This window comes from Methylobacterium sp. D53M (assembly GCF_053345625.1).
Map to the genome: position 1 here is coordinate 1 of NZ_JBKFAL010000021.1, position 20,187 is coordinate 20,187.

A 20,187-nucleotide genomic window follows, 5' to 3' on the forward strand; every position below is an offset into this window, starting at 1 on the left:
CGGCCTCTTGAGCCACGCTCCTCGTCGCGGCCGGGTCGCTCCCGGCACCCGTGCCGATCCCGCAGCATCACGCCGCGCATCGCACGGCGCGGCGGCGAGGGCAGCGAGGATCTCGGACGCCACCGCTGGATTGTCGCGCACGCCGGCGTGGTCGGCGCGCTTCCGCCGCCTCGCCATCCGCTCCGGGCGGCGCGACGATCTCCGCGCGCCTTCGCCCATCCCGTCCGCGCCCTCGTCCGCCGGACCCGGGCCAGAGGGTCGTGTGGCCGACTCCGCGTCAGAGGCGTCGGTGAGGAGCCAACTCGAGAGCGGACGCGCCGCGAACCGGCGTGGCAGTCGGATCCGTCGCGGCCGAGTAGGTTTCAGCCGTCCCCTTCTGCTTACGCTTCGCGGCGTAGAGGGCCGCGTCGGCGTGGCGCAGCAGCACGTCGCGGTCCTGTCCGGCCTCTCGTGACCGCGCGAGGCCGATCGTTCCCGTCACCCGCGCGATCTGACCCTGCCCTTTCACGACCATCTCGAGGTCGTGCAGGAGGCGCCGCACCATCGCCTGCACGCCCGCGCCATCGCAGCCGGCAGGCACCAGGATCGCGAACTCGTCGCCCCCCAACCGTGCCGGGAAGCAACCGGCGTAGCAGGGCGCGCGCAACCGCTCGGCTACGCAACGCAGAACCTCGTCGCCGGCCGCGTGCCCGAGGCGATCGTTCACGCCCTTGAAGCCGTCGAGGTCGATCAGGAGGACAGCCACATCGTCGTCGGAAGCGCGCGCCTCGCGCAGCCGCGCGTCGAGCGCGCGGTGGAATTCGGCTCGGTTGGCGAGTTGCGTCAGGTCATCGGTGCGCGCCTGATGGCGAAGCCGCTGCTCCAGGCTGTGCCGTTCGGTGATGTCCTGGATCAGGCCGATGAGGGCGACGGGCTTACCCTTAACCAACTCGATCTCGCAGGAGCACCGCACGCGCCGGGCATTGCCCTTGGCGGTCACGAAATCGGCGTCCATCTCGAACGGCTCGCCCGTGTCCAGCACGCGCCTGACGGCCGCGCGGAAGAGGGCGCGATCGGGCTCGGGAAAGAAGTTCATGATCGCGCCAATCGGCACACCGCCGCTGACGGGCAGCTCGTGAATGACGAAGACGCCGTCCGACCAGGAGGTCGACCGCGTCTCGATATCGTAGCGGTACGAGCCCATCTCGGCCATGCGCTCCGCCTGCTTGAACTGGCGGCGCTCACGCTCCAGGCCCTCGACGGCCATCCGGCGCTCTTCGGCAGCCTCGGCTGCGCGCAGGGCCACGGCGCGCGCCTCGATCAGGGCCTCCGCGACGCAGGCCAGCTCTTCGAGCACCTCCAGGTCTGTCGTCGGCTCGCGGGGCTGTTCGTCGAGGACGCAGAGCGTGCCGATCGTGATCTTGTCGCCGTCGGCTTGCCGGACGCGGACCGGCACGCCCGCGTAGTAGCGGATGTACGGGGCGTTCGTGACAAAGGGGCTGGCCACGAAGCGAGGGTCGAGGCTGGCATCCGCCACGATCAGCGGAGCCTCCGTCTCGAACACGACGGGGCAGAACGCCTGGGCACGCGGCGTCTCGGCCGCCAAGGGACCGCAACGCGCCTTGAACCACTGGCGCTCCGGGTCGATCAGGGTGATCGAGGACATGCCGGTGCCGAGCATGCGCTGCGCGAGCTTGGCGAGTGCGTCGAACTCGCGCTCCGGCGGCGTGTCGAGGAGGGCGATCTCGGCCAGCGCCTGCTGGCGGAGTGCCTCGCGCTGGGTATTCGATATGGTCCCCTGCAGCACTGTTCGACCTCGCCGGAGCCAAGAGGGTATCCGGGGGATACGACGAGAAGGTTTAATCGAGGGTGCGATGGCCTGACCTTTCGTCGAGGCCCGGCTTCGTCCTGGGACTGGCGCTGTCCGGCACGCGCGCAGGGGCCGCTCTCACCGCTCTTCTCCCGCGAGCCGGCTGGCAGCTTCCGAGCGGGGGCGATCCGGCAGCGACCCGGGGTAGCCGTTCCGACGAACATGGCCCCTCCCGGGGGAAACAGCCGAGTGTCCGGCGATGCGGGCTTCGGCCGGCGCTGGGGCCTCCCGGGCCTGGATCGCTGACCCGTGCGGGAAGCCGCGCGGCGGCGCGCGCGCGTCAGGTGGCTGCCCGCAGGGTGATCCGCGTCAGCTCCGACGGACGCCCGAGCCGGAGGGCGAAGCCGGGCCAGAGCCCGGTGCCGTTGCTGACGTAGAGCCGCATGGCCCCGACCCGGTACGCCCCCGAGACGAACCCGGAATTGCCGCGCGCCACCAGCCGGTCCAGGCCGCGGATCATGCCGCCGTGGGTGTGGCCGGAGAGTTGGAGCGCGACGCCGCGCGCCGCGGCCCGCGCGGCGTTGGCCGGCTGGTGGTCCAGCAGAACGATCGGCGCGCCCGGCGGTGCGCCCGCCAGGGCCGCGTCGAGGTCGGGCCCCGGATGTCCCGTGGCGGGCGCGGAGCGGTCGGTGACGCCGGCCAGCACCAGCGCGTCGCCCCCGCGCCTCAGGATCGTGTGGGCGTTGGCGAGGACGCGGATCCCCAGGCCCGCGAGATGGCGCATCCAGGCGTCGTGGTCGAAGAAGTACTCGTGGTTGCCGGGCACGGCCCAGACACCGTCGCGCGCGCGCAGGGCCCGCAGCGGCGCGACGTCGTCTCGCCGGGCCTCCAGCGAACCGTCGATGAAGTCGCCGGTCACGACGATCAGGTCGGCCTGGAGGGCGTCGGCCCGCGCGACGACGGCCCGCGCCCAGGCGGCCGGGAACAGGCGGCTGATATGCAGGTCGGTCAGGTGCAGGATCGTGTAGCCGTCGAGGCCGGGGGGCAGGTCCGCGATCGCGACCGGGACGTCCTTCAGGGGCGGCACGCGCACGGCCTGCCACACGGCGACGGCCGAGAGGCCGGCGGCCGTCGAGGCCACCGCGATGCGCCAGGCGGTCGGGATCGCCCAGCCGCCCCCGGGCAGCGCCAGCGAGATCAGCGCGACGGCATCGAGGCCGAGCTGCATCACCGCCGCCAGCGCGATCGCACCGAACGCCCAGTTGAACAGGATCACGATCGGGCGCGGGAATTCGGGCGCGAAGACCGACCCGGAGGAGAGGCGGCTCCACAGGAGGTACTGGGAGGCGACCAGGAGGAGCCCGGCGAGGCCGAGCCTGAGCACGAGCGGCACCGGCAGGGGCCACACCACCCGCGCGATGACGTAGGCCGCGGGCAGGCTGGGGATGAGGCGGATCATGGGCGGCTACATGGACCGGGCGACGGCCGAAAGGCAAAGCTCGCGCCGGGCCGCCCGGTGCGCGGCGGCACATGCGGTCGCCTCGCGCGGGTCGGGAGGTGCCCTCTGCCGGCCCGTCGCCCGCCCCGCCTTCCCCCTGCCGCGCCCGGAGAAGGTCGGCGTCAGCGCGCGCCCGGATCGAACCAGGCGCGCAGCGGATCGAGGGTGGTCTCGTGCGCCAGCGGGGGCGACGCGCCGTCCGGGGCCGCCATGCCCACGCGGTCGTGCCAGTACGTCGCCAGCCCCACCCGCGCCGTACCCACGAGGTCGAAGGCCGAGCCCGCGACGAACAGGCAGCGCGCCGGCTCGACCCCGAGGGCCTGCAGTCCCAGCCGGTAGGGACGCGGATCGGGCTTGTAGAACCCGGCGCGCTCCGCCGTGACGACCGCGTCGAGCTCGACCCCCAGGCAGCCGGCGGCGATGCGACCCAGACGTTCGGAGCAGTTGGTCACGACGCCGAGCCGCACGGAGCGCGCCGCGAGCGCCTGCAGGGTCTCCGTCACGCCGGGCCAGGGCCGGAGCTCGCCGTAGCGGTCCTCGAGGTCCGCCGCGAGGCGGCGCGGCAGGCCCACCGCCGTGGCGGCCTCCGCCACGAGATCCTCGTAGGGCCGGTACGCCCCCGTCCGGTAGGTGATCCGCAGGTACTCGGCCCGCCACCGGCGGCCGGCCTCCTCGCTGCCGGCGACCGAGTCCCACAGGGACCAGCTGTCGAGCAGGGCCGTCAGGAGGTCGAACAGGACGGCGTCGAACCGGTGGGCTGTCATGATGGGCTTCTCCTTCCGTATCGGGCGCCGCATCGGGCGGCGTCGGTGCCGGGGGCCTCGGGCCGCGCCGAGGAGGGCGGCGGTCACGCGCCTCGCGGTGTCCGGGCGGGCTCCCGCCGCGTCCGGCGCCGCCGGGCGCTCGCGAGGCGCCCGATCCGCGACGTCACGGTCGGTGCCGCCTACCAGCCATTGATGCGCGGCCAGACGGCGGCGACCCGCCCGTCGGCGTCGAGGACGTGATAGCGGTCGTACTGGGCGCCCGTCGCGCAGGCGTGGTTCGGCAGGACGCGCACACGGTCGCCGATGGCCAGGTCGGGGAGGGCGGCGCGGGAGCCCGGGCGCAGGGCGAGGATGCCGTGCTCCTGGTTGGCGTCGGCGACGATCAGGTCCGGGTAGGGCCGGCCGGCGCGGTCGCAGACCAGGCCGTAGCCCTGATCGACCGCCTGCCGGGCCGTGCCCCGGTCGCGCGACAGCGCCATCCAGCCGGCATCGGTGATGATCCAGCCCTTGTCGCGGCGGTGCCCGATCACGGTGGCGAGCACGCTCACCGCGATGTCGTCGACCGCGACGGAGCCGACCCCGGCCTGGAACAGGTCGCCGAACATGAACACGCCGGCACGGACCTCGGTGATCCCGTCGAGGTTCCGGGCGTAGCGCGCGGTCGGGGTCGAGCCGACGCTCACCACCGGGCACGGCAGGCCCGCCGCGCGTAGGAGGGTGGCGGCCGTCACCGCCGCCGAGCGCTCGCCCTCCGCGGCCGCGGCGAGAGCCTCGGGATCGCTGAGGCCGTAGCTGTCGCCGGCGTGGAGCAGCACGCCGCGCAGGTCCGCCCCCGCGCCGAGCGCGCGCCCGATCGCCACCAGCAGCGCCGCGTCGGCCGGCTTCACGCCGGAGCGATGCCCGTCGGCGTCGACCTCGATCAGGACCGGCAGACGGTCGCCGGTCCGCGCGGCCCAGGCGGCGACCGCGTCCGCCTGCTCGATCGAGTCGAGCACCACGGCGAGGTCCGCACCCCAGCGGCGCCGGACCGCTCCGACGCGGGCGAGCTTCTGCGGGGCGATGCCGACGCCGTAGATCATGTCCCGGACCCCGCCCTCGGCGAAGTACTCGGCCTCGCGCAGGGTCGAGACGATCGCCGGGCCGGCCGGACCGGTCATCGCCAGTCGGGCGACGTCGATCGACTTCGCCGTCTTCAGGTGCGGCCGGAAGGCAACGCCCAGCCGGTCCAGGTGCGCCCGCAGCCCCGCGAGGTTCGCGCGCAGCCGCGCCTCGTCCAGGAGGAGGCACGGTGTCTGGAGAGGACCCGACGCCCCGTCGGCCTCCGCTGACGGCACCTGCGTCCCGACTCCGGTGTCCGGCATGTCCACGCCTCCCTGTCTCGCTTCCGGGTGACAGATCATGCCGGACCGCGAGACGCCATTAATCTGTTCGGCATTCTGGATTAAGGTCGGCCTTAATGCTCGACACCGACGATCTCCGCTTCTTCGTCGCGGTCGCGGCCAGCCCGTCCCTGGCCGCCGCGGCGCGCAGCCTGAACGTGTCGCCCCCCGCCGTGACGCAGCGGCTGCGCAGCCTGGAGAAGCGGCTGCGGGTCCATCTGGTGGACCGGTCCGGCCGCGGCCTCACGCTGACCGACGAGGGGGAGCTGCTGGCCGAGCGCGGTCGCGACCTCCTCGGCGCCTTCGACGATCTCGCCGACGCCCTGGCCGAGCGCGTCGGCGCGGTGACCGGACATCTGCGCGTCGTCGCCCCGCTCGGCTTCGGGCGCCGCTACGTGGCCCCGGTCGTGACGGCGTTCCGGCTGCGGCATCCGGGCGTGCGGATCGACCTGCTGCTCTCGGATCGCCTGGGCCGCATCCCGTCCGAGACCTGGGACCTCGCGATCCACGTCGGTGAGATCAGGGAAGCGACCCCGAGCCTGACCGTGCGCGCCCTCGCGCCGAACGACCGGATCCTCTGTGCGGCGCCCGCCTACCTGGCCCGGCATCCGGCCCCGCGCGTGCCGGCCGACCTGCGGGATCACACCTGCATCGCGCTGCGCGAGAACGACGAGGACGTGACGCTCTGGCGCTTCCGCGCGGCGGAGGGCGCCGAGGTCCGCGTCAGGGTGGATGCGGCCTTGGTCAGCAACGACGGCGACGTGGTGCGGGGCTGGGCCCTCGCGGGCCTCGGCGTGATCGTGCGCTCGGAATGGGATGTCGCCGACGACCTGCGCGCGGGGCGGCTGGCGCGCCTGCTCGAAGGCTACGCCCTGCCGTCGGCGCCGGTCGTCGCCCTGCTCGGCTCGGAACGGCGGTCGCGCGCGGCCCGGACGGAGCGGTTCCTCGAGGCGCTCCGGCGCTCGTTCGATCCGCTCCCGTGGCGCCCGCCCGCGGGGCCGGGCGCGGCCGCCGGGGATGCGGCGCCTTGAGGCGCCCCGGCCGCGCGCCGTCCGGCCCCGAACGCTCCGCCCGACGACGCCCGATCCCGCTCAGCTCCGGATCTCGATCGGCGTGCCGACCTCGACCCGCGCGTAGATCGCGCGGGCCTCGGCGTTGGTCACGCCCACGCAGCCATCCGTCCAGTCGATCAGACGATGCAGGCGACCGACCCAGGAGAACCCGTTCCTCAGACCGTGGATCATGATGTCCCCACCGGGCGGCACGCCGGCCGCGGACGCCGCGGCGCGGTCGGCGGCGTCCGGATAGGAGATCCGCAGCGCGAGGTGGGCGATGCTGTCCGGGTTCTTGCCCGCGATGCGGTAGCGACCCTCGGGTGTTCGGCCGTCGCCTTCCCTCGCCTTCGGGCCGATCGGCGCGAAGCCCAGCGAGACGCGGTAGACCGCCAGGACGCGTCCGCCGCGCAGCAGCGTCAGGCGCCGTTGCGCCTTCTCCACGCGGACGAGATCAGCGCGCTCGGCCTGCGGCACCAGGCCGGGGGCCGTGGAGCCCGCGGGCCCGTCGGCCGTGCCGAAGAGGAGGGCGAGCGGCGCGACGCACAGCAGCGATCCGACGAGGTAGCGGCGTCTCATCGGCCGATCCTATGGGACAGGCGGTTCGCGGCCAAACGGCCGGGCTTGGATCGCCGCCGGTCCGGGCATGAGCCGCGCGGCCGCGAGGTCGCGGGCCGGCTGCCGCGGCTGCCGGCCGGCGGGAGCGCTCAGGGTCGATCCCGGAGTCAGGCGGCCCATCTCAGGGCGTCGCGGCCGGCGTGCTTCGCCTCGTACAGAGCTCGATCGGCCCGCTGAGCCAGCGCTTCGTAGCCCTCGCCCACGCGCGCGACGGCCAGGCCCATGCTCAGGCTGACCGGCGCTTCGGTCCCGGCACCGGTCGAGAACGGCAAGGCGCGTGCGCTCGCGCGGATCCGCTCGCACACCGCCCTGGCGCGCGCGAGGTCGCTCTCGCGGAGAAGGATCACGAACTCGTCGCCGCCGAGGCGCGCGACCAGATCCCCCGGGCGGATCTGCGATGCGAGCAGCGATCCGAGAATCTCGAGCGCGCGATCGCCCGCCGGATGCCCCCAGCGGTCGTTGATCTGCTTGAAGTGATCGATGTCGATCGCGATCAGGCTGACGGGCGGGAGTGCCCTGACGGGCAGGATGGTCTCGATCTGATGCTCGAAGCCCGCACGGTTGAGCAGTCCTGTCAGGGAATCGGTGAAGGCGCTCCTCGTCATCTCCCGATCGTGCGCGGCCAGCTCGGCCGTGAGCCGCGCCCGCGCGGAGACCTCCGCCGCGACGGGCAGGCAGGTCAGCAGGATGAAGGCCAGGAACACCTGGAACGCCTGCGCCTGCGTGACGGCGTCGGCCGCGATCAGGACCATCGGCCCGCGACCGTACATCGTTGCGACGCCTCCGATGACGGCCACGACCATCACGGCCGCGGTGACACCCAGGCGGCCCAGCCGGAAAGCGATCAGGATGAGGGGCGGGAAGATCAGGAACAGCAAGGGGCGGCTGGTGCAGAAGAAGGTCGCGTACGCGACCGAGCCTGCGAGGACGAGCAAGGCGGCCGCTTCGAGCCGGTCCCGCCAGCTCCGCTCCGCGAGCGCACGCGCGTAATCGCCTCGGAACAGCGAGAGCAGGAAGGGCGTGAAGACGATGAGTCCCAGGCCGTCGCTCGCGACCCAGGTGCCGAACGAGCGCAACAGGGGCTCGCCGAAGACGAGATGCGCCGTCTAGCCTCCCAGGACGCCGCTCGCGGCCGGTGCCAGCAATCCCGCGATCGCGAGGAACCGCAGGGCGGATCTCGTGGATTGCAGCAGGGCGTCCTGCTCGTAGGTCCTTCGCAGGAGACGGACGGCCAACATCACCTCGGCGAGGTTGGCGAGACTGTACAGGAAGGGGCCGATCAAAGTCCCCCGCGTCAGGACATTGGCCGCGATGTTCGCGGCCAATCCGGCGCTCAGCACCGTGCCCGATCGGACCCTGTCATGAGAGAGCAGCAGGGCGACCAGAATGGCATTGGCCGGCCATAGGGCAGCGATGTCGTGTCCGCTACTGGCCAGGCTCAGTGTCGAAGCTGCGGTGCAGAAATAGAGAAACGCTGTCGTCAACCATAGATAGAGTGCCGGCCTCTCGTCGCTCTCGTCGTCGGATCGCTTTCGGATCATGGTCTCGATAGACATGAAAATTTATAACGAACAGATAAGATTGTGCAACTATTGGTACGCTACTCGTATATAATACAACTGCTGGGGATGGAGACAGCAATCGTCATGATCGGCGATCGGCGCAGCGAGCATTGCGCCGACTCGCATGATCGGAGATCGGAGCCGTTACGGGGTGCCGCTGAGGCGTCCGTCGCGCGGTTGACCGCTCGTCCCCGCGGCGGACCCGGTCTCGCGCGGGAGCGGCGGGCGTGCCGCTTCACGCCTGCCGTCCGCGATCCCGCCGGACCGAGCCGGCGCCGTCGAGGCCGTGGAGGTCGAGGGTCAGGGCAGCCGCCGGGGCGTCGGCGGGCCTCTCGTCCGGAGAGGCCCGCCTCGCAAGCAAAGGTGGCTAAAAGGCCGGCATTAACCAAAGCTTAATTATCTGAGGAGGGCCGCTCCGGCTGCCTAGCTCCGCAACGCCGGCTGAGATACGGTTAAGGATCACTTAACGGATCCGAATACGATGGCGTCTATTACAGGTCTCGCCAAAGACTTGGTGCCATACCCTGGTCCTGTGCCGCTGCGACGGCGTCCGACGGCCGCGCGGCGGCCGAGCGAGAAGCGGATCGCGCCGACCGTCTCGTCTCCCGATCACGGCCTTTCCGAACTCGCTCAGATCGAAGTCAATCTCGAAACCGACACCAGCACCCTGTGGGCCTTCATGCGCCCGGAGGGCCGCCCGTGCCAGAATCCCGAGATGCTGGCCGACTTCAGCCGGCTTCAGGATGGCATCGAGCGCGGTTTCGGCAACGGCAGCCTCGACCTGAATTACTTTGTCTTCGGTTCACGATTTCCCGGCGTGTTCAGTCTCGGCGGTGATCTGAGCCTGTTCGCGAGCAAGATCCGCGCGGGCGACGAGGCCGCGCTGGTCGGTTACGGCAACGCGTGCGTCGATGTTCTTCATCGCAACATGAACGCGCTGAACCTGCCGATCATCACGATCGGCCTCGTTCAGGGCGACGCGCTGGGCGGGGGGTTCGAGGGCCTGCTCTCGTTCGACGTGATCATCGCCGAGAAGGGCACCAAGTTCGGCTTCCCGGAGATCCTCTTCGGGCTCTTCCCCGGTATGGGGGCCTACAGCTTCCTCGCCCGGCGTCTGGGGACCATCAGGGCTCAGGAGATGATCCTCGATGGGAGAACCTACACCGCGGAGGAGATGCACGAACTGGGGATCGTTCACGTCCTCGCCGAGCGGGGCCAGGGCGAGGCGGCCGTGCGCGCGTACATCGCCGGCAACCACCGGCGCCGCAACGGGCAGCAGGCGATCTATCGAGCCGCCCGGGAGGTCAATCGCATATCGTTGGAGGAGCTGAGAAAGATCGTCTCGGTCTGGGCGGCCGCCGCGATGAATCTCACGGACAGGGATCTGAGCATCATGGAGCGGCTCGTCCTGGCTCAGGACAGGCTCAGGGGAAGAGCCCAGGCCGCTCAGGCCCGCACGGTGACCGCGCGGGGGCCGGCGGGGTCAGCTCGCTAGCTTCGTCACGGGCTCCGCGGCCGCGAGCATGGCCCGGATCTGGGGTGCGGCGACCGGACGACTGAACACGTAGCCCTGGATCAGATCGCAGCCCTCGGCCCGGAGGATGGAGAGCTGCGTCTCCGTCTCGACGCCCTCGACGACGATGGCCATCCCGATGCTCCTTCCCATCCCGACGATCGCCCGGATGATCGCGGTCGACTCGGCCTTCCTGTCCAGGTCACACACGAACGACCGGTCGATCTTCAGCTTGTCGAAGGCGAAGTTTCTCAGGGAGCTCAGGGACGAGTAACCGGTTCCGAAATCGTCGATCGACAGGCGGATCCCGAGCTGGCGGAGCGTGTGGATGGTCTCGACGATCTTGTGCGTCGCGCCCAGCGTCACGCTCTCCGTAATCTCGAGCTCCAGGCGATGCGCCGGGAGGCCGGAGCGGTTCAGCGCGCCGATGACGTGGAAGGCCAGCTGCGGATCACCGAACTGACGCGGCGACATGTTGACCGCGACGCTCACGGTCGACGGCCAGTTCCGGGCCTCGCGGCACGCTTCGTTCAGAACCCAGTCGCCCAGCTGGACGATGAGCCCCGTGTCCTCGGCCACCGGGATGAAATCCGACGGCGGGATGTAGCCGGAGACGGGGTGCTGCCACCGTAGCAGGGCCTCGCAGCTCACGATCGCCCCGGTGCTCGCGTCGACGATCGGCTGATAGTGCAGCTCCAGTTCGCCGTTGGTCAGGGCGGCTCGGAGATCGGACTCGAGGGCGTGCCGCGCGCGCGTGGCCGCTTCCATCTCGTGCTGGAAGATCTTGAACCCGCTCCTGCCGGCCCCCTTGATGGCGTAGAGGGCGATATCGGCGCATTTCAGCAGCCTGTCCTCGTCGTTGGCATGGAACGGGGCGATCGCGATGCCGATCGAGGCGCCGACCGTGACGTGAGTGCCGTCAATATCGAAAGGTCGCTCCAGCTCGTGCAGGACGCGCTGCGCGAGATCCTCCGCGACGGCCGGCGACGTGACGGATTGCTGGACGATGACGAACTCGTCGCCGCCGAGGCGGGCGACCGATCCGGACAGCGCCCCGATCCCGCGCAGCCGGTCCGCCACCATCTGCAACAATCTGTCTCCGGCCGGATGCCCCAGCGTGTCGTTGATGACCTTGAAGTGGTCGAGATCGAGCAGATGGACCGCGAAATCGCCCTTGCTGCTGGCGCTGGCTCGCAGAGCCTGGGAGACCTTGGCCTTGAAGCTGCTGCGATTGAGCAGGCCGGTGAGATCGTCGTAACTCGCCATCTGCTGGATGCGGGCTTCGCTCCGACGCCGCTCGGTGATGTCCTCGAAGATGATCACGTAGCCCTTCTCGGCGGTCCGCCGCTGCATCAGGGAGACCACGCGATCGTCGGGGAGGATCAGGACCAGGTTTCCCGACCTCAACGCGTTCGACGCCGCCGAGAATGTCGAGAGCGTCGCGCCGCGCCCCGCGGTTCGCTCATCGATGATGGCGCGGCTCAATGCGTACAGCGATTTGGCTGTCGAATTGGTGTGGATGCGGTTCGAGGGAATGCCCGATATCGAGAGGAACTGGTCGTTCCAGACCTGGAGCCGGCCGCGCGCGTCGAACATGCACAGCCCGTGCGACATGTTGCGCAACGCGATGTCGAAGAGATTGGCCTGGGCCTGAAATTTCTCGGCGAGCGCCTCCTTCTCGCGCGTCGTCACCAGGGCCGACACGATGATCTCGCGCGTGCTGAGCGTGATGTCGATCATGCCGTAGGCGAACAGGAGCGAGAGGATGCCGAGCGAGGCCCGCTCGCCGTCGCCCGACACGAGCAGGCCCGCCGACAGCGGCATCGCCGACAGGAGCACCTGCGCGATGGCCAGCAGGGGGCGGCCCGCATTGCGGCCCGAGATGCCCGCGGCGTAACCGATCGTGAACGTGGGGGTGATGACCTGGAGCGCGAGGTTGGACGACCGCGTCGTGATGAGGAACGACAGGATGCCGAGCGACGCGGCGTAGGCGAACGCGCCGAGGGAGAAGTAGGTCTCCCAGAGCTCGTAACGATCGTGCTTCTGCGGCCCCTTCGTCAGGTAGATCCGAGCCAGTACGATGCGGGTCAGGCCGATCAGGCCGACCGCGAACGCGGTCACCGTGATCGCGCGATCGTCGGACCAGAACGCCGCGGCCGTGGCGACGATCGTCCCGGACGCGGCGCCGACCGCGAGCGACGCGAAGGGCTGATACAGCCCGTCGACGAGCGAGCGCTTCACGCCGCGCGCGAGGAGGGCATCTTCAGCGAGTGCGGCCCGCAGCTTGGAATACAGTCCCAACGCGGCGTCTCGCTACTTCGCTCTCGTCGAGGGGGTCATCATTGTAGCAGTTCAATCCCAGGTTATATCCGCATATTAGCGGCGTAGAATTTCAGAAATATTGAAAACCGTGGTTAACGGCGCGCGCGGGGCAAAACTCTGCTTCGAATATTTGTCTCCTCTGCGCAAATATTCGGTGATCTCCGTCGTTCACGAGGCCGAATATCGGTGCCGCGCCGGGCAGTCCGGCGCATGTACGGACGGGACGGGCGCGGAGGGTTCACTCATATCCCGTCGGGCGTTGCGCCGCGGACACCCCACATTCGGAGCTGTCGTCTTGCTCGGCCGCGTTCGGCGCGAAGACGTCTGCCTGTTCGTCAGACGTCGCGGCGATCGCGCGATCCTGCCCCGGCGGCATCGTGGCACCGCCGATCCCGTTGCGCGCTCGACGTCCACATCGGCGCCCGGATGATGTCGTCTCGTCGAGGACTTTCGCGCTCCCGAGCGCGCGACATCGCTGTCCGCCGTATGCGACCGCCGCCGTTGCGTGTGAGCCGCCTCCCCGGCGCGATCGCGCTCGCGGAGCCCGGGCCACTCGCGCGTGGACGCCGGCGGGTGCGGCGCGCCGCTGGCGACCGGCTCAGCCGATCCCGAGGCCGCGGATGAGCAGGACGGCGATGGCCAGCAGCACGCCGAGCGAGGCGGTGACCGCCACCGTGACCCGGCCGCCGACCTGGGCCAGCACGCGCACGTCCACCCCGAGGCCGAGTGCGGCCATCGACACGATGGTGAGGAAGCCGGCGAGCCGGGAGATCGGCGCGACCCAGGCGTCCGGGATCAGCCCGAGCGAGCGCAGGCTCGCCAGGGCCAGGAAGCCGAGGATGAACCACGGGACCAGTTTGAAGAAGCCGGGCCGGCGCCGGGCGCTCCCCGGGGCGCTCCCCGCGGCAGGCTTGGCGGTCGCTCCCGCCGCCGGCAGGCGCGGGGCGAGGAGCGAGAGCGCCAGCACCACCGGCCCGAGCATCAGCACCCGGACCAGCTTGACCAGCGTGCCCACCTGCGTGGCCAGCGGGCCCACCGGGACGGTCGCGGCCAGCACCTGCGGCACCGCGTAGACGGTCAGGCCCGCCAGCACGCCGTACTGGTGCTCGCTGAAGCCGACGAGCGGCACGAACAGCGGCAGGCCCAGCACCATCAGCACGCCCAGCACCGCCGTGAAGGCGATGGCCGCCGCCACGTCCCGGCTGTCCGCCCCGATCACCGGCGCCACCGCGGCGATCGCCGAGTTGCCGCAGATGGCGTTGCCGCAGGCGATCAGCAGCGCCATGCGCACCGGCAGGCCCAGGGCGCGGCAGAGCGCGCAGCTCGCCAGGATGGTCAGCGCCACCGCCCCGACGATGCCGGCCAGCAGTGCCGGGCCCGAGGCGACGATCGCCCCGAGGCTGACCGCGGCGCCGAGCAGCGTGACGGCCACTTCCAGCACCTGCTTGGCCGAGAAGGCGATCCCGGCCTTGAAGCGCGCGCCCGGCACCCAGGCGGTCCGCACGGCCGTTCCCAGCAGGATGGCCAGGACCAGGGCCTCGACATAGGGATGGCCGGTCAGGTGCTCCTCGCCGGCCTGCAGCGCCTGCGCCACCGCGGTGATGCCCAGGCACAGGAGCAGGCCCGGGATCAGGGTGCCGGTCGCCCCGGCCCAGGCGGAGGCCCCCCGCGACCCGGTCGGCGCGGCCCCGGACCGGTCCGGTACGGCGGTTCTGACGGTCATCGCGCGGCCTCCTGCCCGGTCTCGGCGCTCAGTAGGCCGCGCCGAGATAGCCGGCGATGGCCCGGGCCTGCTCCTCCGTGATCGGCGCCCGGTAGACCTTGATCATCTTGGCGACCTCGGCGTCCCAGAACGCCTGCCCCTTCCGGGGCGGCTGCATGGCGACGTAGTCGGCCGAGTGGCAGGTCAGGCAGTTCGCCTGCGCGGCCTGGAAGCCGGCCGCGTGCGCGGCATCCGGGGCCGGCCGGAACTGCGCCGTCGGCTCCGGCAGCGCGTAGGTCTCGGGCGCGGCCAGCGCGGGTGTCGCGGCCAGCGCGGCGGCGATCGCGACGACCGACGCGCGGGGTGGGCGGGTGCTGAACATGCCGATCCTCCCTCTAGGCCGCGCGCACGCGGGTCGTCTCGACGACGTTGCGCATGTAGCCGGCGGGGTTCCAGCGCGGCTCCATCGGCTGGGTCGCGCCGTCGTTGCCCGTGGCCCGCACGCGCAGGGCGTGCACGCCCGGCGCGAGATCGACCTCCGCGGTCCAGGTGCGGAAGGCGTAGGGGCCGAGATCCTGGCCGAGCCGGGCCGCGCTCCAGGTCCGGCCGTCGTCGGCCGAGACCGCGACGTCCCGGATGCCCGAGCCGCCGTCGAACGCGATGCCCCGCAGGGCGACCGGACCCGCCTTCACCGGCGCGCCGTCGGTCAGGTTCGTCAGGAAGGAGCGGACGTTGAGGCGGCCGATCGGGACGGTCCTGTCCGGCGCCTTGCCGGGCTCGGTGCAGGCGCAGGGATTGTCGGGGATGCGGTAGGCCGTCTTCATCCAGAAGCCCTCGAAGGGGTGATCGAGGACGGCGATGCTGTCGAGGTGCTTGACCCAGTAGGTGCCGTAGTAGCCCGGCACCACGAGGCGGAGCGGGAAGCCGTTGAGCCAGGGCAGGTCCTGCCCGTTCATGCCCCAGGCGATCAGCACCGCGCCGTCCTGGGCGTGGTCGAGGGTCAGCGCCTTGGCGAAGTCCGGCGTCTCGGGCAGGACCGGCCCGTCGAGGCCGTCGAAGGCGACCTGCACGGCGCCGGCCTTCACGCCGGCCCGGCCGAGCACCGTCTTGAGCGGCACGCCGGTCCAGCGGGCGCAGCCCATGGCGCCGTTGGCGAGCTGGCCGCCGGCGATGCGCGGCTCGAAGAAGCCGCGGGAATTGCCCGAGCACTGGTTGACCGCGACGATCTCGGTCTGGGGCATCGCCTTGAGGTCGGCGAGCGACAGGGACAGCGGGCGCTCGACCTGCCCGGTCACGGCGACGCGGAAGGCCTGCGGGTCGATCTCGGTCGGGATGTCGGCGAGGTGGTAGCGGACGAAGAACGCGTCGTTCGGCGTGATCGCGCCGCCGTCGAAGACCGCGAACGGCGTCTCCAGCTGCGGCGGGCGCGCGGTCATCTGCAGGAGCGGCCGCTTGCCCGGATAGGCCACGAGCGGCCGCTCGCCGTTGCCGAAGGGCAGCGTCCCCCCGTCGGCCGCCCGTGCGCGCGGCACGCCCCCGAGCGCGGCGAGGGCGCCGAGAGCGCTCAGCCGCATGAAGTCCCGTCTTCCGCGATCGGTCATCGCGCGCTCCCCGTTCAGGCTGTGGCAGCGGAGGTCCGGTTCGGCGCGCCCCGCCTTCGACTGCGGGGCGGCGCGTCGGGGGATCCCGGTCAGCGAAGGACCGAGAGGTAGTGGATGTCCTGCGTCAGGCAGGTCGAGAGGCGCCACTCGACCGGCCGCTCCTCGAGGTCGATGGCGACGCGGTCGATCTCGAGGGCGGGGGTTCCGGCGGGCACCTGGAGCAGCTCGGCCTCGCGGGGCCCGATCGCCACGGCCTTCAGGCGCTCGTTGGCGGTGGCGATCGTGATGCCGTAGCGGGTGGCGTAGAGGCTGTAGAGGGTGTTCGGCAGCTCGATCTGGGCGATGCCCGGGAACAGGCCGGCGGGCACGCTGATCGTCTCGACCACGCACAGCTTGGCGTCGACGGCGCGCACGCGCTCGATCCGGACCACGCGGGCGGACCGCACGAGGTCGAGCCGCCCGCGCTCGTCGGCGCTGGCGGCCGCCTCCGCGATCCCCGTGACCCGGCTCGTGGGCATGCCGGAGCCGTCGCCGTCCGGCCGCAGCTTCAGGAAGCGGAAGACGCTCTGCTTGTCGTCGTGGTCGGCCACGAACGTCCCGCGGCCCTGGCGGCGCACCAGCAGGCTGTCGGCGGTGAGCGCGTCGAGGGCCTTGCGCACCGTCCCCTGGCTGACGCCCAGCTCGGCGGCGAGCTGCCCCTCGCTCGGAAGGATCTGGCCGGGCTGCCAGACCGCGTCGGCCAGGCGCTTCAGCAGCGTGTCGTAGACCTGCCGGTAGAGCGGGCGGAAGCCGACCGCGCCGGCGCGTCCCGAGTCTGCGCGCCCCGAACCTGCCTGCCCTTCGCCTGACCGTTCCATCGCGTGACGACGCAGAGCCCCATCCGTGGGTAGAGCGTCGAAGGTTGTGTCCAGCACCTCTCCCTCCTCTCGCTTACGTCGCCCTGCCGACGGGAGCAATCACGGGTTCTTCCTCCGCACAGGCGTTACGCCTCAAAGCGCCCGGATCTCGGCCACGAGGGCTTCGGCCACGTCGAGGCCCGCCTCGGCGGCCCGGCGGCGGAGCCCGAGCCGGCGGCTGCCCGGGAGCCGGGCGCCGTCCTGCGCCTCGATCGCGCCGGCCAGCGCCGCGAAGCGCTCCGGCGCGTCCGGGCTGAGCGCCGAAGCGTCGAGGGCGAGGATCAGCTGGCCGGTCCCCGGCGGGTCGCCCGCGGCGTCGAGGAACGAGGAGGCTTCGCCGGCGAAGCGCGCGCCGACGAGCCCGGCGGCCAGCAGCTCGACCATCAGGGCGAGCGCCGTCCCCTTGGCGTCGCCCAGCGGCACCATGGTGCCGTCGAGGGCGGCCGTGGCGTCGGTCGTCGGGCGTCCCTCCGCGTCGAGGGCCCAGCCCTCGGGGATCGGCTCGCCGCGCTTGGCCGCCCCGACGATGTTGGCGCGGGCCACCTTCGACAGCGCGAGGTCGACCACGATCGGCGCGCGGCCCGGCAGCGGGCAGGCGAAGGCCAGCGGGTTGGTGCCGAGCACCGCCTGACGCCCACCCCAGGGGGCCATCGCGGCGGGCGTGTTGGCGAAGAGCAGGGCGACGCAGCCCTGCTCGGCCAGGGCCTCGACCGGCCGGCCGGCCGCGCCGCAATGGTGCGAGCGGCGGATGCCCGCCGCCGCCACGCCCTGCTGGCGCGCGACGTCCGGCAGCGCCTCCAGGGCGAGATCGATCGCCGGGTAGGCGAAGCCGTGGGCGGCGTCGATCGCGAGCAGGCCCGGCCGCGGGCGCGACGCAAGCGGGACCGCGTCGCCCGCGACCTTGCCGGCACGCACCTGCGCGGCGTAGGGCGCGACCCGCGACAGGCCGTGGCCCTTGAGCCCGTCCGCCTCGGCGCCGACCAGGGCGCGGGCGACGCTCCGGGCCGCGGCCTCGGCCGTGCCGCAGCGGACGAGGGCGTCGGCGGCGAGGGCCTCGGCCTCCGACAGGGTCAGGTTCGGCATCGGCTCAGCGCTCCGTGAGATGGCGGCGGACGGCCGCGGCCGTGACGGCGGAGACGCGCACGTTCGATTCCTGCGTCACCCCGGCGATGTGCGGCGTGAGGATCAGGTTCGGCACGTCCGCGAACACGGCGCCCGCCGCCGCGTCGAGGGGCTCGCGGTCGAACACGTCCAGCGCCGCGCCGCCGAGATGGCCGGAGCGCAGGGCTTGCGCCACGGCCGCCTCGTCCACCACCCCGCCCCTCGCCGCGTTGATCAGGATCGCGCCCTTCGGCATCCGCGCCAGCGCCGCCGCGTCGATCAGTCCGCGGGTCTGATCGGTGAGCGGCACGTGCAGCGAGAGCACGTCGCTCTGCGCGATCAGCGCGTCGAGCGCCTGCCGCTGCACGGGTCCGGTGGCCGGGTTCCAGGCCGGGTCGCCCTCGGCCACGAAGGGGTCGTGGGCGGCGACCGTCATGCCGAGGGCCGCCGCCCTCCGGGCGGTCTCGCGGGCGATCGACCCGAAGCCGACGAGGCCGAGGCGCTTGCCGGCGATCTCGCGGCCCATCAGCGCGTTGCGCGGCCACGTGCCGGCGGCGACGGCGGCGCTCGCCCCGTAGGCGCCGCGCAGGAGCAGCATCGCGGTGGCGACCACGTACTCGGCGACCGCGCCGTCGTTGGCGCCGGTGGCCGGGTAGACGGCGATGCCGCGCGCCCGGCAGGCCGGGACGTCGATGTTGTCGAGGCCGACCCCGAGGCGTCCGACGACCTTGAGGTCGCGGGCGGCGTCGAGCAGGGGGCCGCGGACCTGCGTCCGGTTGCGCACGATCAGGGCGTCGGCCCGGGCCACGGCGGCGGCGAGGTCCCCGGGCCGGTCGACGAGGCCGGGATCGTACTGCACGTCGAGGCCGGCGAGCTCGGCCGCGATCGCGGCCTCGTCCATGAACTCGCTGATGATGACCTTGGGCATGGAGGATCCTTCTCAGGTCGCCGGCACGGCAGCGGGGAGGGGGCGGCGCAAGGCCGCCGCCGGCTCGCGGGCGGGGATCGCGTCCGCCGCCTCGTCCTCGTCGTCGAGGAGGTCGAGGTTCGGGGTGATGCGGCCGTCGAGCACCGCCCGGGCGTGGGCGAGGTCGATCTTGCCCTCCCAGCGGGCGATCACGAGGGTCGCCACCATGTTGCCGACCGCGTTGGTCACGCAGCGCAGCTCGTTCAGGATGCGGTCCACCCCGATGATCAGGGCGATGCCCGCCACCGGCAGGAGCTGCGAGGCCTGGAGCGTCGCGGCGAGCACGAACAGGATGGCGCCGGCCACGCCCGCCACGCCCTTCGAGGTCACCAGCGCGATGGCGAGGATGCCGAGCTCCTGCTCCCAGGTCAGCGGCACGTTGAGGGCCTGGGCGATGAAGCCGATCGCCATGGTCAGGTAGATGCACGAGCCGTCCATGTTGAAGGACAGGCCGGCGGGCATCACGAGGCCGGTGACGCTCTTGTCGACCCCGAGGCCGTTGAGCTTGGCCATGATCCGCGGCAGCACCGATTCCGAACTCGTGGTGCCGAGCAGGATGAACAGCTCCTCGCGACTGTAGCGGAACAGCTTCCACAGGCTCAGGCCGACGTAGAACCGCATCACGCCGCCGAGGAAGACCGCGATGAACACGATGAAGGTCAGGTAGAGGGAGACGATCAGCATCCCGTACTGGGCGAGGATGCCGAGCCCGAACTTGCCGATGGTGAACGCCATCGCCCCGAAGGCGCCGATCGGCGCGAAGTGCATGATCAGGCCGACGACCTTCATCAGCACGTCGCCGAAGGCGTGGACCACCTTGAGCGGGAACTCGCCGCGCCGGCCCAGCATCGCGAGCCCCATGCCGACCAGCACCGAGAAGAACATCACCTGGATCAGGTCGCCCTTGGCGAAGGCGTCGACCGCGCTGTGGGGGATGATGTTGGCGACGATCTCCATCGGCGACTGCGCGTGGGCCTTGCCGGCGATGCCGGCCACGAGCTTGGCGTCGAGGCTGTCGACCGTGGCGTTCACGCCGTCGCCCGGCCGCAGCAGGTTGACGAACAGGAGGCCCGCGGCGAGCGCCACCGTCGTGGCGACCTCGAAGTACAGGATGGTCTTCAGGCCCATCCGGCCGACGCTCTTCATGTCGCCGACATGCGCGATGCCGACCACGACCGTGCAGAAGATGACGGGGGCGACGATCATCTTGATCAGGTTGATGAACATGTCGCCGAGGATCTTGCAGCCCACGGCGAAATCGGGGGCCACCACCCCGACCGCGATGCCCAGCGCGATGCCGAGCAGGACCTGGCCGTAGATCGACCGAAGCAGCCTCATGCGTTCCTCCAGAATGACGGGACGGAGGCCGCCGCGGTTTCGCCCGCGGTCGCGCGCTCCGGCGTGGTCCTGACCCCGTGGCGTC

Annotated in this window: 16 protein-coding genes and 2 pseudogenes; 3 read left to right on the forward strand and 15 right to left on the reverse strand. The window is 71.8% G+C overall.

The window, feature by feature from the left end; all coding sequences use genetic code 11:
• Positions 1–202: pseudogene (locus tag ACLBYG_RS23735) on the forward strand (hypothetical protein); the annotation flags it as partial.
• Positions 203–277: 75 nt separating this feature from the next.
• Here ACLBYG_RS23735 and ACLBYG_RS23740 read toward each other — a convergent pair.
• The 4 genes from ACLBYG_RS23740 to ACLBYG_RS23755 form a co-directional block, all read right to left on the reverse strand.
• Positions 278–1,771, reverse strand: coding sequence for a diguanylate cyclase domain-containing protein (locus ACLBYG_RS23740; protein ID WP_447683162.1), 1,494 nt, complete (start codon positions 1,769–1,771; stop codon positions 278–280).
• 358 nt (positions 1,772–2,129) lie between these two features.
• The gene (locus tag ACLBYG_RS23745; RefSeq protein ID WP_447683103.1) at positions 2,130–3,248 is read right to left on the reverse strand and encodes a metallophosphoesterase; all 1,119 of its coding nucleotides are present in this window, start codon (positions 3,246–3,248) and stop codon (positions 2,130–2,132) included.
• A 161-nt stretch (positions 3,249–3,409) separates the two neighbouring features.
• The gene (locus ACLBYG_RS23750; protein ID WP_447683104.1) at positions 3,410–4,051 is read right to left on the reverse strand and encodes an HAD-IA family hydrolase; all 642 of its coding nucleotides are present in this window, start codon (positions 4,049–4,051) and stop codon (positions 3,410–3,412) included.
• 179 nt (positions 4,052–4,230) lie between these two features.
• Positions 4,231–5,412, reverse strand: a complete 1,182-nt coding sequence (locus ACLBYG_RS23755; protein WP_447683105.1) for an alanine racemase — start codon at positions 5,410–5,412, stop codon at positions 4,231–4,233.
• Positions 5,413–5,507: 95 nt separating this feature from the next.
• Between ACLBYG_RS23755 and ACLBYG_RS23760 the strand changes: the two genes are divergently transcribed.
• Positions 5,508–6,461, forward strand: a complete 954-nt coding sequence (locus ACLBYG_RS23760; protein ID WP_447683106.1) for a LysR family transcriptional regulator — start codon at positions 5,508–5,510, stop codon at positions 6,459–6,461.
• Between the two features lie 60 nt (positions 6,462–6,521).
• On the opposite strand, the gene ACLBYG_RS23765 is transcribed toward ACLBYG_RS23760, so the two are convergent.
• The 3 genes and pseudogenes from ACLBYG_RS23765 to ACLBYG_RS23775 all read right to left on the reverse strand — a co-directional run.
• A complete protein-coding gene (locus ACLBYG_RS23765) occupies positions 6,522–7,061 on the reverse strand; it encodes a L,D-transpeptidase family protein (protein ID WP_100251803.1) in 540 nt (179 codons plus the stop codon).
• A 146-nt stretch (positions 7,062–7,207) separates the two neighbouring features.
• Positions 7,208–7,705, reverse strand: a complete 498-nt coding sequence (locus tag ACLBYG_RS23770) for a GGDEF domain-containing protein (protein ID WP_447683163.1) — start codon at positions 7,703–7,705, stop codon at positions 7,208–7,210.
• A 51-nt stretch (positions 7,706–7,756) separates the two neighbouring features.
• A pseudogene (locus tag ACLBYG_RS23775) lies at positions 7,757–8,656 on the reverse strand (MASE1 domain-containing protein); the annotation flags it as partial.
• A gap of 487 nt (positions 8,657–9,143) precedes the next feature.
• On the opposite strand from ACLBYG_RS23775, the gene ACLBYG_RS23780 reads away from it, so the two are divergent.
• The gene (locus ACLBYG_RS23780; protein WP_447683107.1) at positions 9,144–10,157 is read left to right on the forward strand and encodes a crotonase/enoyl-CoA hydratase family protein; all 1,014 of its coding nucleotides are present in this window, start codon (positions 9,144–9,146) and stop codon (positions 10,155–10,157) included.
• Here the strand turns inward: ACLBYG_RS23780 and ACLBYG_RS23785 are convergent.
• From ACLBYG_RS23785 to ACLBYG_RS23820, 8 genes are all read right to left on the reverse strand, one after another.
• Positions 10,146–12,476: a putative bifunctional diguanylate cyclase/phosphodiesterase gene (locus ACLBYG_RS23785; protein ID WP_447683108.1), complete on the reverse strand. Its 2,331-nt coding sequence runs from the start codon at positions 12,474–12,476 to the stop codon at positions 10,146–10,148. The two genes, ACLBYG_RS23780 and ACLBYG_RS23785, sit on opposite strands and share 12 nt — an antisense overlap.
• A 619-nt stretch (positions 12,477–13,095) precedes the next feature.
• Entirely contained in the window at positions 13,096–14,220 is a 1,125-nt protein-coding gene (locus tag ACLBYG_RS23790) for a YeiH family protein (RefSeq protein WP_447683109.1), read from the reverse strand.
• Positions 14,221–14,248: 28 nt separating this feature from the next.
• Positions 14,249–14,581 carry a SorB family sulfite dehydrogenase c-type cytochrome subunit gene (gene sorB, locus ACLBYG_RS23795; protein ID WP_447683110.1) on the reverse strand — a complete coding sequence of 111 codons (333 nt, stop codon included), beginning with the start codon at positions 14,579–14,581 and terminating at the stop codon, positions 14,249–14,251.
• Positions 14,582–14,594: 13 nt separating this feature from the next.
• Positions 14,595–15,800: a SorA family sulfite dehydrogenase catalytic subunit gene (gene sorA, locus ACLBYG_RS23800; protein WP_447683111.1), complete on the reverse strand. Its 1,206-nt coding sequence runs from the start codon at positions 15,798–15,800 to the stop codon at positions 14,595–14,597.
• Positions 15,801–15,889: 89 nt separating this feature from the next.
• Positions 15,890–16,714: a GntR family transcriptional regulator gene (locus tag ACLBYG_RS23805; protein ID WP_447683112.1), complete on the reverse strand. Its 825-nt coding sequence runs from the start codon at positions 16,712–16,714 to the stop codon at positions 15,890–15,892.
• 75 nt (positions 16,715–16,789) lie between these two features.
• Entirely contained in the window at positions 16,790–17,779 is a 990-nt protein-coding gene (locus ACLBYG_RS23810) for an Ldh family oxidoreductase (RefSeq protein ID WP_447683113.1), read from the reverse strand.
• Positions 17,780–17,783: 4 nt separating this feature from the next.
• Complete coding sequence (locus ACLBYG_RS23815; RefSeq protein WP_447683114.1) at positions 17,784–18,725, reverse strand: NAD(P)-dependent oxidoreductase; 942 nt, start codon at positions 18,723–18,725, stop codon at positions 17,784–17,786.
• A gap of 12 nt (positions 18,726–18,737) precedes the next feature.
• Positions 18,738–20,102, reverse strand: coding sequence for a cation:dicarboxylate symporter family transporter (locus ACLBYG_RS23820; protein WP_331289321.1), 1,365 nt, complete (start codon positions 20,100–20,102; stop codon positions 18,738–18,740).
• Between the last annotated feature and the right edge of the window lie 85 nt (positions 20,103–20,187).